Consider the following 14,858-nt stretch of genomic DNA (forward strand, 5'->3'; position numbering starts at 1 on the left):
TATGGATTTTGAAAGCAAGAAAATCTGGCGCTACGGCGACGATGTAGATACAGACGTAATCATTCCGGCTCGTTACTTGGCGATTGCTGATTGGAACGAATTGGCTGAACATGCGATGGAAGATATTGATACAACATTTGCTCCTAATGTGAAAGCCGGCGAAATCATGGTAGCTGGTAAAAACTTTGGTTGTGGTTCTTCTCGTGAACATGCACCGGGCGTTATTAAAGCCAAAGGCGTGCCTGTTATCATAGCACACTCCTTTGCACGTATCTTCTTCCGTAATGCTATCAACATCGGTTTACCAGTTGTGGAAATCGGTGAACAAGTTGATCGTATCGATGCGGGCGATGCTATTGGTGTAGACTTGTCTAAAGGTATCGTGTACAACTTGACGAAAAACGAACAATACCAAGGGACGGAGTTGCCACAATTTATTCAAGACATTGCGGCAGCAGGAGGGCTTGTGAACTTTGCGAAAAACCGCAAATAGGGGCGAGCCGAACACTCATCTCAAGCCTCCACTGGCCGGGTCTGACTTCGGCCTGCGGCCTCCGCAGGGCCAAAGTCGTTTTCGACGAGCATTCGCCTCTCGAGAGTGTGAAGGTTCGACCCCGGCATATAGAATTAAATAGTGGAATAAAAGCTGATGGGGTTGTGGTTCATCTATGAGTATTTACTATATATTGGAGAGGTAAGATGAGCGAAAAGAATATCGTATTGATCCCCGGTGATGGTATCGGTACTGAGATTATTGCTGCAGCGAAGGCTGTGTGTGATGTGGCTTTTGAGAAAGCCGGTATAAAGGTTAATTGGATTGATAAGAAAGCGGGCGGTGCGTCTATTGATGCATACGGCGTGCCTTTGACTGAGGATACTATCGAGGCTTGTAAAAATGCTGATGCTGTGTTGCTTGGTGCTGTAGGCGGTCCTAAATGGGATAATGTAGATCCGTCTATCCGTCCTGAAAAAGCAATCCTAGGCCTTCGCAAGGAACTTGGTTTGTTCTGTAACTTGCGTCCTGTGAAAATCTATCCATCTTTGCAAGAGTATTCTCCGCTTAAAAAGGAACTCGTACAAGATGTAGATTTCGTCATCGTTCGTGAGTTGACTGGTGGTATTTACTTTGGTGAACGGGAAGAGGCACAAGGTGAAGGTGCTAACGAATTCGCTTGGGATAAAGAAACATACAGCCGTTATGAAGTAGAACGCATCATGGATATCGCTATGGAAACAGCTCGTAAACGTAACAAAAAGGTCGTATCCGTAGATAAAGCAAATGTATTGGCTTCTTCTCGCTTGTGGCGTAAAATCGCGCAAGAGAAAGCGGCTGCTAATCCAGACATCGCAACAGATTACTTCTATGTGGATAACACAGCGATGCAACTCGTTGTAAATCCTGCACAGTTTGATGTTATCGTTACCACAAACTTATTCGGCGATATCTTGTCCGACGAAGGCGCTGTTATCTCTGGTTCTATCGGGCTTTTACCATCTGCATCCATGGGTACTGGTACTGCATTGTACGAGCCAATTCACGGCTCTGCACCAGACATCATGGGTCAAAACTTGGCGAACCCATTGGGCACAATCTTGTCCGCCGCTATGATGTGCCGTCACTCCCTTGATTTACCTCAAGTGGCTGATGCTATTGAGCGCGCTGTGGAACAAGTGCTCGTTGATGGTTACCGTACAGGAGATATCTATCGCGAAGGTTTAAAACGAGTTGGTACCACAGAAATGGCGCAAGCTGTAATCGAACGTTTATAAAAGCAATGAATTAAGATTCCTCAAAGTTATTAACGTGAGTTACGACATTTTCAAAATCGTACCATAAGTGTTAAAATACAGATATTATAATATATTTGTCTAATTAAATAAGAGAGGGTTGTAAGGCCCTCTCTTTTTTGTGGGACGTCTAGCGGTATGTGTAGTTGCTCTTCATATATTAGAGTGCTATATTGGTAGATGTATGGCAAGATATTCTTTAAGGAGGCCTTTATGAATTCTTCGATGTATCGAAATTTAACCATTACTGCTTTATTGATGGCATTAGCCATTATGATTCCTATTGTGATGCCTTTGAAAGTTGTGATTCCACCGGCATCGTATACATTGGCGAGTCATGTTCCTATATTCCTAGCCATGTTCTTATCTCGTAAGATGGCAGCTTGTGTTGTCATAGGTTCTACGCTCGGCTTCTTTGTAGCAGGCTTCCCACTTGTTATCGTTATGCGTGCTGCATCTCATATCATCTTTGCCTTGATGGGGGCTTACTATATTAAACATCATCCAGGCGTATTAACAGGGGCTCTATCCTTTGTGGCGTTTAACCTTGCTTGTGCTATCATTCACGCTATTGGTGAGGTACTAGCATGCCTATTGTTCTATACTACAACTACGATGCCAAACATTGATCTCATCTACGTTGTATTTGTTCTTGTAGGCGGCGGCACCATCGTTCATAGCTTGGTTGATGGATATATTGCATTATATATCTATAAAGCTATCCCTGGACTATCTAAATCAGGTAATAAATAAATCATCCCTTATAATTACATATACTCGTAACCACTCATGGGGAATCGATGTGTACTAATGTACGGCATGTGATTACCTATGAGTGGTTTTTATAATAATTCTCAAATCTGTACCTACAGGTACAGACTTCATTATGTGATGTCCGTATAATAGAACCATAGTTAATGACCGATTTGTGTTGTATCTATTGATACAACATGGGGCCATATATTGGGTAATACCGGTGAAAGTTGCTTCTCTCATCTGTGGGCCTTGATAGACTCATTAAAAGATATGAGGTGAGTATATTTACTTTCACAGAACATGGAGGTTATTATGAGAAAGCACATTAAAAACAACGTATCATGGGTTGGTAAAATCGACTGGGAATTGCAAGAGTTTCACGGTTCTGATTACACCATTAATAATGGGTCTAGCCAAAATGCCTATTTGATTGAAGAGGAGAAGACGGTCCTCATCGATACTGTATGGAAACCTCATTCCTCTGAGTTCATTGATAATTTGGAATCTGAAATTGATTTGAATGCGATTGATTTCATCGTATGTAACCACGGCGAAGTGGATCACAGCGGTTCCTTGCCTGCATTGATGGAAAAAATCCCTAATACGCCTATTTATTGTACGGAAAATGCTGTTAAGTCCTTGGTTGGACAATATCATCACCCTGAATGGAACTTTAAAACCGTTAAAACAGGGGACTCCGTAGATATTGGAAACGGAAAATCCTTGGTGTTCGTAGAAATGCGCATGCTCCACTGGCCTGATTCCATGGCGACTTATATGACAGGGGATAATATCTTGTTCTCTAACGATGCATTTGGTCAACATTTCGCTGTAGAGGAATTATGGGCGGATAAGGCTGATCAATGCCGTCTATGGGAAGAGGCGATGAAGTATTACGCTAATATCTTGAATCCGTTCTCTCCATTGGTAAAAGCTAAAGTTGAAGAAATTCAAAAGCTTAATTTGCCAATCGATATCATCGCTACGAGTCATGGCGCGATTTGGCGTGAAAATCCAATGCAAATCGTAGAAAAATACTATGAATGGTCGCAAGCGTACCAAGAGGATCAAATCACAATTGTATACGACACTATGTGGGATGGCACTAAGAAGTTGGCACATAAGATTGCAGAAGAAATTGCGAAACAATCCCCTGATACACGTGTTAAGATTTTCAATATTAGTAAAACCAATAAAAATGACATCATGACAGAAGTCTTTAAGTCTAAAGCTATTGCTGTAGGGTCCCCAACAGTAGGTAATAGCGTATTATCTTCCGTAGCTGGTTGGCTCGATTTCTTACGTGAGTTGAAATTCAAAAATAAAAAGGCTGCTGTATTTGGTACCTATGGCTGGTCTGGTGAATCTACAAAGGTACTCCGTGAAGAGTTGACTAAGTATGGATTCTCTGTAGTAGAACCGGAAATCAAATGCAACTGGAACCCAGAAGAATCCGATTTTAATAAAGCAGAAGCACTTGTAAGCGCCTTATTAGCATAATTACATATAATAAAGAAAGATTCTTGTTATAAAACCCCTATTTTTGATATGTACCCCCTTTACTGGATAATCAGTAAAAGGGGTATTTTCATGAAGAATAGGGGCCTTCTTTTTTAAACATATACATAAAATATTAGTCAATATAAATTGTATTTGTCATGTTTATTCTCATAACATTCTCGTTAGCGTTTTTTGGGGCACCGATTTGCATTGATAGATACTGGCGCTATAGAAATATAAAATTATAATAAAATGTTAAGTTGTTGATTAAATATACAAAACAGTTTAATTCACATATAATTCATGAATTAAGTGTGAATGGGATATAATAAGGGTAAAAGGTATATTTTGCGTACTTATAAGGTGGTTATTTATTTATAAGTTATACAGTTTGTTACATGAGAAAAGTTTACAAAGTTGCGAAAAATTTAACTCATAAGGGAAAATAATGAGTAAAATTTATTTCCCTATAAAGCTAGGAATAAAGCGGATTTTGATAGGTATAGAAACTTGTTAATTTGATTTGTGTTAGAAAAAAGGGTTGTGTATATCGTAAAACTTTGATATTCTATGCGAGTAATCGACAATATAAATTTTTCTTAAACTGATATAGGGGTATTTCTTTATGCTAATTTAGAATATCACCTGTTCAGACCGAGGTGAGAGACGGAACATAGAGAGAATGAAAAATTGTATTGTAATTTAGATGATTTTTTTATTTAGTGAGGGTGTAAGATGAGAGAAATGAAACATTCCAAAAAATTAGCGTTTGTTGTATTGGCTGCTGTCACTGCTGTTGGTGCGAATGTTAATCCGGTAGACGCTGCTTCTGTTGTAATGGACAACACTAATGTTGTTACAGGTGCTAATAATGCAGTTGCGTATGGTAGCGGTAATACTGTAAAAGAATCTGATGCAAACTTCCGTGATCGTGATTATGAAAATGAGCCAGATGATGCTACAAAGAGAACTGGTGACTGGAAAAGTAATTCTGTCGCTATTGGTGTTAATAATACTGCAGCAGGTACCTCTGCATTAGCAATGGGTAATTCTTCCAAAGCGTTGATGAATGAATCTATTGCTATTGGTCATTCTGCTGAAGCACAACGTACATGGTCTACTGCTATTGGTACACGTGCAAAGGCTTCCGAAGTTCGCTCACAAGCTATTGGCTATGAAGCGTTAGCGTCTGGCTATAAATCTAATGCGATTGGTTCTAGCGCACAAGCAACCAATAATCATTCTGTTGCTATGGGGTCCTCTGCCCTTGCATCTGGTGATCATGCTCAAGCATTTGGCGCTGGTGCACAGGCAACTAACGTGCGTTCTAATGCGTTTGGTTCTGATGCAAGTGCTACAGCTGACTACGCTATGGCGATTGGTGATCATGCAAATGCAACACATTTAAACTCTATCGCATTAGGCACAGGTTCTACTACAAGTGAAGCTACAGCTCAAAGTAGTGCAACCATCGCTGGTCATACCTTTGGTGGTTTTGCTGGCGTAGGTTCTGCAGCTAATGGTTCCGTGTCTGTAGGTAAAGCTGGTGCTGAACGTCAAATTAAAAATGTTGCGGCTGGGGAAATCTCCGCTACTTCTACAGATGCTGTAAACGGTAGCCAATTATATTCCGTAGCTAATGACTTACAAACACAAATCAACAATTCCACACCTGGTCAAATTAATAACAATATTAAGAACTTGACTAGTCGTGTTGGTACTGTTGAAAGACGCGTTAACAAAGTAGGCGCAGGTTCTGCTGCATTGGCTGCATTGCATCCATTGGACTTCAACCCAGATGACAAATGGACAATTGCTGCTGGTTATGGTCACTACCATAATGCTAACTCCGCTGCGTTGGGTGCGTTCTACCGTCCTAACGAAGATACAATGTTCTCCGTTGGTGGCACTGTAGGTACTGGCGAAACTCAATTGAACGCAGGTGTATCTATTCGTCTTGGTAAACGTTCCCCAGAATCCCGTTCCCGCGTAGCTATGGGTCGTGAAATTGCTGAATTGAACGCACGTCTTCAAGATATGGAAAACAAATATAATAACTTGTTACAAATCTTGACTCCACATGCAATTGATCCTAGCAAAACTGCTGAATTCCCAGACGTTCCTCGTAACCACTGGGCTTACCAATATATTAGCCAATTGGCTGGTAATGGTATCCTTGTTGGTTACCCTGATGGCACATTCAAAGGCGATGTTAAGATGACTCGTTACGAATTCGCTACTATGTTGTACCGTGCACTTCAAAACGGTGCTCCTATTGACGAAAACATGAAACGTGCATTGAATGAATTCGGTCCTGAATTACAAAATATTCGTCTTAACCATTTCCGTGTTGATCGTATTTCTGGTGATGATAACGACCGTCATAAAACTGAACGTGTTCGCGTTAACAACGAACCTAAAAACGAACGTGACGTATACGGTTCCCGTATATACAATAATCAATAGAATTAACTTTTCTAGAGTTTGTAAAAGTTCAAAACAGGATGTATCTTTGATACATCCTGTTTTTTTGTCTAATATGCTTTTGTATTATCTTATATGTTTTTTGAATACGTATTCTACTTTTAATGAAAAAAGATTTGTGAGATAAATGTCCCAATATTTGACGAAGCCTCTTTTATGCTCCTTTTCAGATGTTTTTCTTTATGTTATAATGAAATTTAAAAAAGACTGCCTTGATTTATATGGTTTTTCTACAAAACTTTTACAAATCAAAGTAGCCTTATTTTGTTTTCTAGCACTATAAATAGAATTGCATAATAATTAAGATTTTGGGGTTCTTGAATTATTATTATAATAATAATGTAATAATGATTTTAAAATATATACTTACCTGTTTTTGAAGAGGTGTTTTTGGCAGAGAGTATATATCTTTTATCTTAATATATAGTGTATTTTTAGTGTAATTAGTTAGTGTAACAGAAAAAATTTAGGAGGAGTGTTATGAACCGGATTTATAAAGTCATTTGGAGTCGGGTGAAAAAATGTTATGTGGTTGTTTCGGAATTTGCCAATAATCGTGGAAAAATCAGCGGAAGTGGTGGAACGAGTGCGTGTACTGTTTTATGTGCACTTGCATTGGTGGGAAGTATAGCACTGCCATTGAACACTGTTCATGCAGTAATTCCTGAAGGAACAGGATCAGGTATATCATTGGGAAATGGAACTGAGACAGGATCTGATCCTAATAATGTGGCAATAGGTGGTTATGCTAAGTCTTTAGGTGCAGTTGCTTTGGCGATAGGTGCTCATAGTAATTCTTCGGCTCAATATTCGACTGCTCTTGGTGGAGGCTCAAATGCTACGGCTCAAAATGCTACTGCTATTGGTGGCGTAGCATATGCATCAGCTAAAAATGCAGTTGCTGTAGGTGCAAATGCTAAAGCTTCTGGAGAATATGCTGCTGCTATTGGTGGAGACGCAAAAGCGGATAAGACTCATGCTATTGCTATTGGTAGCGTTGCTCATGCTCAAGAAGAATCTTCTTTGGCGATGGGAAGTTTAGCGAAAGCTACAAATACCTATGCTTATGCAATTGGTGGTAATGCGCAGGCAAAGGGAAGATGGTCTATTGCTATGGGAACAAATGCGGTGGCTGAAGATGATGCTAGTGTGGCGATTGGAACATGGTCAAATGCTACGAGTGGGCAGTCTGCAGCTGTTGGCTATCAAGCCAAAGCAAAAGCTTTAGGAGCAACGGCACTTGGTAGACTCACGAATGTTACTGCAGTAGATGGCACTGCCATAGGGTCTTCGACTTCTGTTACTGGATTAAATGGTACCTCAATAGGTAATAAGGCTAACGTAACAGTAAAGAATGGTGTAGCTATCGGTAATGAAGCAAATGCAAAGAATGAAAATGCTGTAGCTATCGGTTCTGGATCTGAAACTGCAACAGCAGTTGGTACTACGTCTGAAACGGTCAATGGAGAAATACATAATTTTGCAGGCATTAATCCTACTTCTACAGTAAGTGTTGGCAAGACAGGTGTAGAGCGTACCATTACTAACGTAGCAGCTGGACGTCTTTCTGCTACATCTACCGATGCTATAAATGGTAGCCAATTATATGCGGTGAATACTGAAGTGAATAAAGGCGTAGTGTATGCAGGTGATGTAAAGGCTGCAGGAGCTACGGATAATAAATTTATTCAAAGACTAGGTGCACAAACTAATGTTGTTGGCGGGGTAACAGATGTATCTAAATTGAGCGACAACAATATTGGTGTGGTATCCGATGGAATAAATACGCTGAATGTTAAATTGGCTAAAGAACTTAACAATCTGACTAGTGTAACAACTGGTAATACGGTTATGAATACTGACGGTGTGACTATTACCGGAGGTCCAAAAATCGTAAAAGATGGTATTAATGCGGGGAACAAACAGATTACAGGCGTTGCTAGCGGTGGAGATGTAATTACAAATGGTGCTAATATCGGAGATATTAACCGTATCGTTGATGCAAAGGATAAATACGTGACCGGCGGTACCGCAACTTATCAAGCTAATGGTGATGGCATTGCAAATCTAACTGGTACAAATGGTTTGATTGCTAATGTGACAGGCCTTAAAAATAACTTTGTTACAAGTGGTAGTGTATCCAATGATGGTAAAATGTTGACATTGGAACGTAACGATACAGGTAAAGTCAATGTCGATTTGAGTAATGTATTTACCGAAGTGGGAAAAGGGGACTATCGTTTGGTAGCAAACCCTGATCCAAATAGCCAAGGTAAATATAAAGTTGACAGTGATGGCAACATGGTATTGACTGTAGCTAATGATAAAGGCGATAAAAAACAAGTTACATTGACAGATATCGCATCCAAAGTACAACAAGATACGAATACAACGAATATCACAAATATCAATACTACTATTGCAAAAGGATTGAACTTCGCTGGTGATACTGGTACAGATATTAATAAGCAATTGGGTGATAAGTTATCTATTAAGGGTGGTGCTTCTGCGGACTTGACAGATAATAATATTGGTGTAGAATCTGATGGCACTCAACTAAATGTTAAACTTAAAAAAGATATTAACTTAGGGCCTGATGGTAGCTTGGCTATTAATGGGAAGACTTATGTCAATAAAGATGGTTTGAATGCGGGTGGTCAAAAAATTACTAATGTAGCAGCAGGTACTGCTGGAACTGATGCTGTCAATGTGGATCAATTAAATGCCGCCATTGGTGGTACAGCCAAAGCAACAACTGTAAAAGCTAAAGATGCTAACGTAACCGTTACAGAAGGAGTTAACGCTGCTGGCGGTAAAGAATATACAGTTGGATTAGGCGATAAGGTTACTCTCGGTTCAGATGCTGATAAACAAGTCGTTGTAGATGGTACTACTGGTACGATTACAGCTGGAAATAAGGTTACAATTCATGGTACAACAGGTGATATTAAGGCGGGAATAGTTAAAATAACTGGCGCCGGTACGGTAAATGAATTGACTAACCGTATATGGGATATCGATAATCCTACAGTTGTACATGGTCAAGCAGCAACAGAAGACCAATTAAAATATGTTAGTGACGGTGTAAAAAATAATAAAAATGATATTACAAATATCAATAAAACCATTGTAAAAGGCTTAAACTTCAAAGGCGATGATACAACTGTTATCAATAAACAATTAGGTGAACAGTTAGATATCAAAGGTGGTGCTGATACTAATAAATTGTCTGATGACAATATTGGTGTAGTATCTGCAAATGGTGTGCTTAATGTTAAATTAGCAAAAGAATTGAAAAATCTGACTAGTGTAACTACCGGCGATACCGTTATGAATACGGATGGCTTGACTATAAATGGTGGTCCTAAGATTCTTAAGAACGGCATCGATGCAGGCAATAAGAAGATTACTAATGTAGCGGCTGGTACTGATAATACGGATGCAGTAAATGTTGGTCAACTGAAAGACGCTATTGCAGCAGGTAAGACTATTCTTAAAGATGGTAAAAATACAACTGTTGAAGGTGATGGCTCAGCTGCTAATCCTTACAAAGTTAATGTAAATGATGATCTAGTCCTTGGTAAGAAAGGTATTGATGGCAAAGACGGTTCCATCGGAGTTAACGGTAAAGATGGTTCAACTGTTGTTATCAATGGTAAAGATGGATCTATTGGTTTGAATGGCAAGGATGGTAATAACGCTATTTCTATCAAGGGGGGCGAGGGAAAATCTGGTATTGATGGCAAAAATATTACTCGCTTAGTAATCGAAGAAAAGAATGGCGACAAGCATGATGTTGCAACTTTAGATGACGGTATGAAGTATGGCGGTGATACAGGCGCTGTTATCAAGAAGAAACTTAACGAACAAGTGAATGTAGTCGGTGGTATTACCGATGTAAGTAAATTGACTACTGATGACAATATCGGTGTTATATCCGATGGTGATAGCAACTTAAAAGTTCGTCTAGCTAAGGACTTGAAAGGTTTGAACAGCGTAACTACCGGTGATACTGTTATGAATACTGATGGATTGACTATTAATGGTGGTCCCAAGATTGTTAAGACTGGTATCGATGCGGGTGGAAAGAAGATTACTAATGTCGCTGACGGTACTGATGTTACAGATGCAGTAAATGTGAGTCAATTGAGTAAAGCGGTAGCTGGTGCTACAACAAAACTAGAGAATGGTAAAAATACAACAGTAACTTCCATAACTAATAATGATGGATCTAAGACTTATAAAGTAAACCTCAATGATGATATTACTCTTGGAACAGATCCTAATAAGCAAATTTCTATTAAGGGTTCTGAAGGAACAATACAAGCAGGTAAAGTAACTGTTAATGGCACAGCTGGTACAGTGAATAATTTGACTAATAAGACCTGGGACCCTGCTAACATAACTAGTGGTCAAGCGGCAACAGAAGACCAATTGAAGGCTGTAGCTAATGGGGCAGGTAAATACTCTTCCGTATCGGAAGGTAACAATATTAGCGTAATTAAAGGGACAAATGCAATTGGTGGTGTAGACTATAAAGTATCTGTAATCGATACACCGACATTTAAATCTGTAACAACTGGTAATACCATAATGAACAATAATGGCTTGACAATTAAGAATGGTCCTAGCATCACAGAAACTGGTATCAATGCAGGTAATAAGAAAATCACCAATGTTGCAGCAGGTACGTCTGATTCGGATGCCGTTAATGTAAGTCAATTAAAAGAAATCGGTGGAAATATCAAGAATATTGATAGTCGTATGAATAGGGTTGGTGCAGGGGCAGCCGCATTGGCAGCACTTCACCCTCTAGATTTCGATCCTGATGATAAATGGGATATCGCTGCAGGCTATGGTAACTACAAAGATGCTCATGCAGCTTCAATCGGTGCATTCTATCGTCCAAATGAGGATACTCTATTTAGTGTAGGTGGTTCCTTCGGCGGCGGTGAAAATATGTTGAACGCTGGTGTTAGCATGAAAATCGGTCAAGGCAATCATGTGTCTACTTCTAGAGTAGCAATGGCGAAAGAAATCAAAGATCTTCGTGCTGAGCTTGAAAATGTGAAGGGCATACTCATGAAGGTTTCTGAGGGGAAACAGCTCAACTCCTTGGATTTGGATAAGATGCAACTTTTCCCAGATATACCTGAAAACCATTGGGCATACGACTATGTGGCGACATTAGCAGGTAATGGTATTATTGTGGGTTATCCAGACGGTAAATTTGGTGGAGATCGTATGATGACTCGTTATGAAATGGCTGCATTAATTTACAGGGCTATTCAAAACGGTGCTGTCGCCGATGATCAAATGGTTAGAGCACTTAAAGAATTCCAACCAGAACTTGAACGTATCAGAGTAGATACTATTTCTAAACATAAAGATGGTACGCCTGATATTCAACGTGTTCGCGTTATTAAAGGTCGCGGTTAATAGAATCGAAAGATTTTCATATGAGAAAAAATCTGTTTTATTGTGATTGGATGTCCAATGATAGGGCGTAAATATATCATTTATAACGTATATTTTTAAAAGTGTTTTAAAAAGATTTTGAGTTATGTCTCCTTATATGTATAATACTATTATTAAGGAGACATAATTTATTTTTGCTATCCGTCAAATATTACAATTTTATCTTATGAGTATTCTTTGGCATCAATCATTTTATGGTTGGTGTCATTCTTTTTGATTAAAAATAGAATACGTAATATAAATCTATCAATATGGCGTAGTTGATAACTTATTTGTCTCAATAGTTTTATCTTGTTATTAGTTTCTTCTGTGTATATATTATGGCACTCCATATGAGATCCTCTTTATAGATATTATAATTTCATATAATATTTATGTAATTATATTGCAAATAAATACATATAGGTGTATAATTACTTTCACAAAGTGAATTAATATTCGTAGTTTGTGAATAAAAATATAGATATGAGGGAAAGACCATGAAAGAATTTAGACAATTAACAGTTGCAGACACAGCAGAATATCATAAGGTATTAATCGATGGTTACGCAGCTATAAAAGACTATCCCATTAGCTTCGATGCCATTGATTTTACGGAAGAGGAATCTAAGGAATGGATTGAAAATTATCCTGTATACGGCTTGTATATTGATGGGCAATTAGTTAGTTCTATTACGTTTTGTATGCCTTGGGTGAAATACTCAACGCCGGATAAATATCCGCATATTGCTCATTTTGTAACGGCACCAGCTTTCAAAGGCAAAGGATATGCACGGGAAGTCTTGGGCTATGCAGAGGAGCTTTTAAAAGAACAGTTTAAAACACATATTGTTACATTAGGAACGGCTAAGGAGCATCCGTGGTTGCCTAAAATGTATGAATCCTTTGGGTTTACGGCGTATGATAAGGTTCATTTTAGAGGAAAACAGCATACAACTATATTATTTAAGAAAGAATTAAATTAATTACGTAAATTACCTTGTACTCTATTTGAGTGTTTTATGCTCTGATCGCAGATCAGGGACATTCACTAAATTTAGATACAAGGTATTTTTTTGTGTAAGATTATGACTATTCAGTATATAATATATACATATAACGTATCTTTATGGTTATATGTGTTATGGATGATTTGTAGAAAGGATGTGTCCATATGTTGATTTTGTCAGGTATTTTAGTGATGGTCATCGGTCTAATGCTACGCTTTAATGCCTTGTTAGTTGTCGTAGCCGCAGGTTTTGTAACGGGCCTTGCAGGTGGTCTCAGTATCAATGATATTGTTGGTGCTATTGGGGAGGCCTTTGTTAAAAATCGTTATATGTCATTATTTATTTTGATTTTACCTGTTATTGGTCTTATGGAACGTCACGGCTTACGTGAACGGGCAGAAATTTTGATTGGCAAGATCAACGCTGCTACTGCAGGGCGTATCTTTATGATTTATTTATTTGTGCGCCAAGTAACAGTAGCTTTTGGTATTAACATGTCTGGTATGGTTGCCATGGTTCGTCCATTAATCGCTCCTATGAGTGAAGCTGCGGTAGCTCAAGGTCGTCCAGTATCTCAACGTACGCTTGATAAGGTGCGTGGTGTAGCTGCTTCTGCGGATAATATAGGTAACTTCTTCGGTCAAAACTTATTCCTTGCTGCTGGTGGGTTATTACTCATCAAAGGCGTTATGGAACAATTAGGTTATTCTGTAGAGTTAACAGATATGGTATTGTACGGATTGCCAACTGCTATTTGTGCATATATTGTTAACTTCATTCGTTTTATTATCTTTGATAAAACAATTCAAGCCTCTGTAGCTCGTGACGAAGCGGATATGAAAGCTGGTAAATTAGTACCTAATGAGTTAAATATTCTTGTTACACCAGAAGAATTGAAGAAGGAGGCTGAATAATATGTTAGAAATACTCTATAAAATGCAGCCCTTAGATTATGTATATCTTCTCGTAGGGATTATTCTATTTATCTTTGCTATTCAATCATTTTTAGATAAAGAACATAAATATCGCATTGGTACAGGCTTATTTTGGCTCTTATATAGCATATCCTTTATCTTTGGTTCTTATCTCTCCAAGGAAATTAATGGCTGGCTTGTAATTGCTATGGCAGCTATCGTATTAGTAAAACAACTCGGCAAAGGCCATTACTTTGAATCTTCTATCGAATTCAAAAAAGGCGAAGCTGTTCGTATTGGTAATGTTATCTTCGTACCAGCGTTACTTGTTGGTATTATTACATTCTTCATTGGTTTCTTTACTAAGTTAGGCGCTCTTGTTGGTCTAGGTATTGCCGCAATCATCGCTATGTGTGCTGCTCTTTATATTACAAAGGGCGAACTTAACCAAGGTTTCCATGAAGGCCGTCGACTTATCGATGCTATCAGTTGGACTGCTATTTTGTCCCAGTTATTAGCGGCTCTTGGGTATCTATTTAATTTGGCTGGCGTTGGTAAACTTATCTCCAGTGCAGTCGCAAGTGTAGTACCAGCAGATAATGTATTCCTCGTTGTTGTGGCTTACTGCATCGGTATGGTTATCTTTACAATGATTATGGGTAACGCGTTTGCCGCATTTGCAATGATTACAAGTGCCATCGGTATCCCAATGCTCGTTGTAGCTCATGGTGCTAACCCAGCAGCTGTCGGTGCTATTGCAATGCTTGCGGGCTATTGCGGTACATTGATGACACCTATGGCGGCCAACTTTAATATTGTACCGATAGCACTCCTTGAAATGCGCGATCAATACGGCGTTATTAAAGCACAACTTCCAATTGCATTAATTATGCTTGTATTAAATATTCTATTAATGTATTACTTTATTTAACCCTTTTGTGAAAGTACG

General features: G+C 38.8%; 9 protein-coding genes. All 9 read left to right on the forward strand.

The window, feature by feature from the left end:
* Position 1 precedes the first annotated feature (1 nt).
* The 9 genes from VPHSUH08_RS04165 (at position 2) to VPHSUH08_RS04205 (ending at position 14,840) form a co-directional block, all read left to right on the forward strand.
* Positions 2-493: a 3-isopropylmalate dehydratase small subunit gene (locus tag VPHSUH08_RS04165; RefSeq protein WP_004694284.1), complete on the forward strand. Its 492-nt coding sequence runs from the start codon at positions 2-4 to the stop codon at positions 491-493.
* 206 nt (positions 494-699) lie between these two features.
* On the forward strand, positions 700-1,770 hold the full coding sequence (gene leuB, locus VPHSUH08_RS04170; protein WP_105086811.1) for a 3-isopropylmalate dehydrogenase: 1,071 nt from the start codon (positions 700-702) through the stop codon (positions 1,768-1,770).
* A 231-nt stretch (positions 1,771-2,001) separates the two neighbouring features.
* Positions 2,002-2,541 carry a hypothetical protein gene (locus tag VPHSUH08_RS04175; RefSeq protein ID WP_004697650.1) on the forward strand — a complete coding sequence of 180 codons (540 nt, stop codon included), beginning with the start codon at positions 2,002-2,004 and terminating at the stop codon, positions 2,539-2,541.
* A gap of 315 nt (positions 2,542-2,856) precedes the next feature.
* On the forward strand, positions 2,857-4,044 hold the full coding sequence (locus tag VPHSUH08_RS04180; RefSeq protein ID WP_004694278.1) for a flavodoxin domain-containing protein: 1,188 nt from the start codon (positions 2,857-2,859) through the stop codon (positions 4,042-4,044).
* A 735-nt stretch (positions 4,045-4,779) separates the two neighbouring features.
* Entirely contained in the window at positions 4,780-6,510 is a 1,731-nt protein-coding gene (locus VPHSUH08_RS04185; protein WP_105086812.1) for an S-layer homology domain-containing protein, read from the forward strand.
* Between the two features lie 498 nt (positions 6,511-7,008).
* On the forward strand, positions 7,009-11,967 hold the full coding sequence (locus VPHSUH08_RS04190) for an ESPR-type extended signal peptide-containing protein (RefSeq protein WP_105086813.1): 4,959 nt from the start codon (positions 7,009-7,011) through the stop codon (positions 11,965-11,967).
* A gap of 518 nt (positions 11,968-12,485) precedes the next feature.
* Positions 12,486-12,971 carry a GNAT family N-acetyltransferase gene (locus tag VPHSUH08_RS04195; protein ID WP_004694271.1) on the forward strand — a complete coding sequence of 162 codons (486 nt, stop codon included), beginning with the start codon at positions 12,486-12,488 and terminating at the stop codon, positions 12,969-12,971.
* A 188-nt stretch (positions 12,972-13,159) separates the two neighbouring features.
* The gene (locus VPHSUH08_RS04200; protein ID WP_105086814.1) at positions 13,160-13,909 is read left to right on the forward strand and encodes a DUF969 domain-containing protein; all 750 of its coding nucleotides are present in this window, start codon (positions 13,160-13,162) and stop codon (positions 13,907-13,909) included.
* Position 13,910: 1 nt separating this feature from the next.
* Entirely contained in the window at positions 13,911-14,840 is a 930-nt protein-coding gene (locus VPHSUH08_RS04205) for a DUF979 domain-containing protein (RefSeq protein WP_105086815.1), read from the forward strand.
* The last annotated feature ends 18 nt before the right edge of the window (positions 14,841-14,858 follow it).

The organism is Veillonella sp. S13054-11 (assembly GCF_002959795.1).
GTDB lineage: Bacteria > Bacillota > Negativicutes > Veillonellales > Veillonellaceae > Veillonella > Veillonella parvula_E.

Coding starts and splice junctions, on each gene's coding strand:
- VPHSUH08_RS04165 (WP_004694284.1), top strand. CDS start 2: ATGGATTTTGAAAGCAAGAAAATCTGGCGCTACGGCGACGATGTAGAT.
- VPHSUH08_RS04205 (WP_105086815.1), top strand. CDS start 13,911: ATGTTAGAAATACTCTATAAAATGCAGCCCTTAGATTATGTATATCTT.
- VPHSUH08_RS04175 (WP_004697650.1), top strand. CDS start 2,002: ATGAATTCTTCGATGTATCGAAATTTAACCATTACTGCTTTATTGATG.
- VPHSUH08_RS04185 (WP_105086812.1), top strand. CDS start 4,780: ATGAGAGAAATGAAACATTCCAAAAAATTAGCGTTTGTTGTATTGGCT.
- VPHSUH08_RS04195 (WP_004694271.1), top strand. CDS start 12,486: ATGAAAGAATTTAGACAATTAACAGTTGCAGACACAGCAGAATATCAT.
- VPHSUH08_RS04180 (WP_004694278.1), top strand. CDS start 2,857: ATGAGAAAGCACATTAAAAACAACGTATCATGGGTTGGTAAAATCGAC.
- leuB (WP_105086811.1), top strand. CDS start 700: ATGAGCGAAAAGAATATCGTATTGATCCCCGGTGATGGTATCGGTACT.
- VPHSUH08_RS04190 (WP_105086813.1), top strand. CDS start 7,009: ATGAACCGGATTTATAAAGTCATTTGGAGTCGGGTGAAAAAATGTTAT.
- VPHSUH08_RS04200 (WP_105086814.1), top strand. CDS start 13,160: ATGTTGATTTTGTCAGGTATTTTAGTGATGGTCATCGGTCTAATGCTA.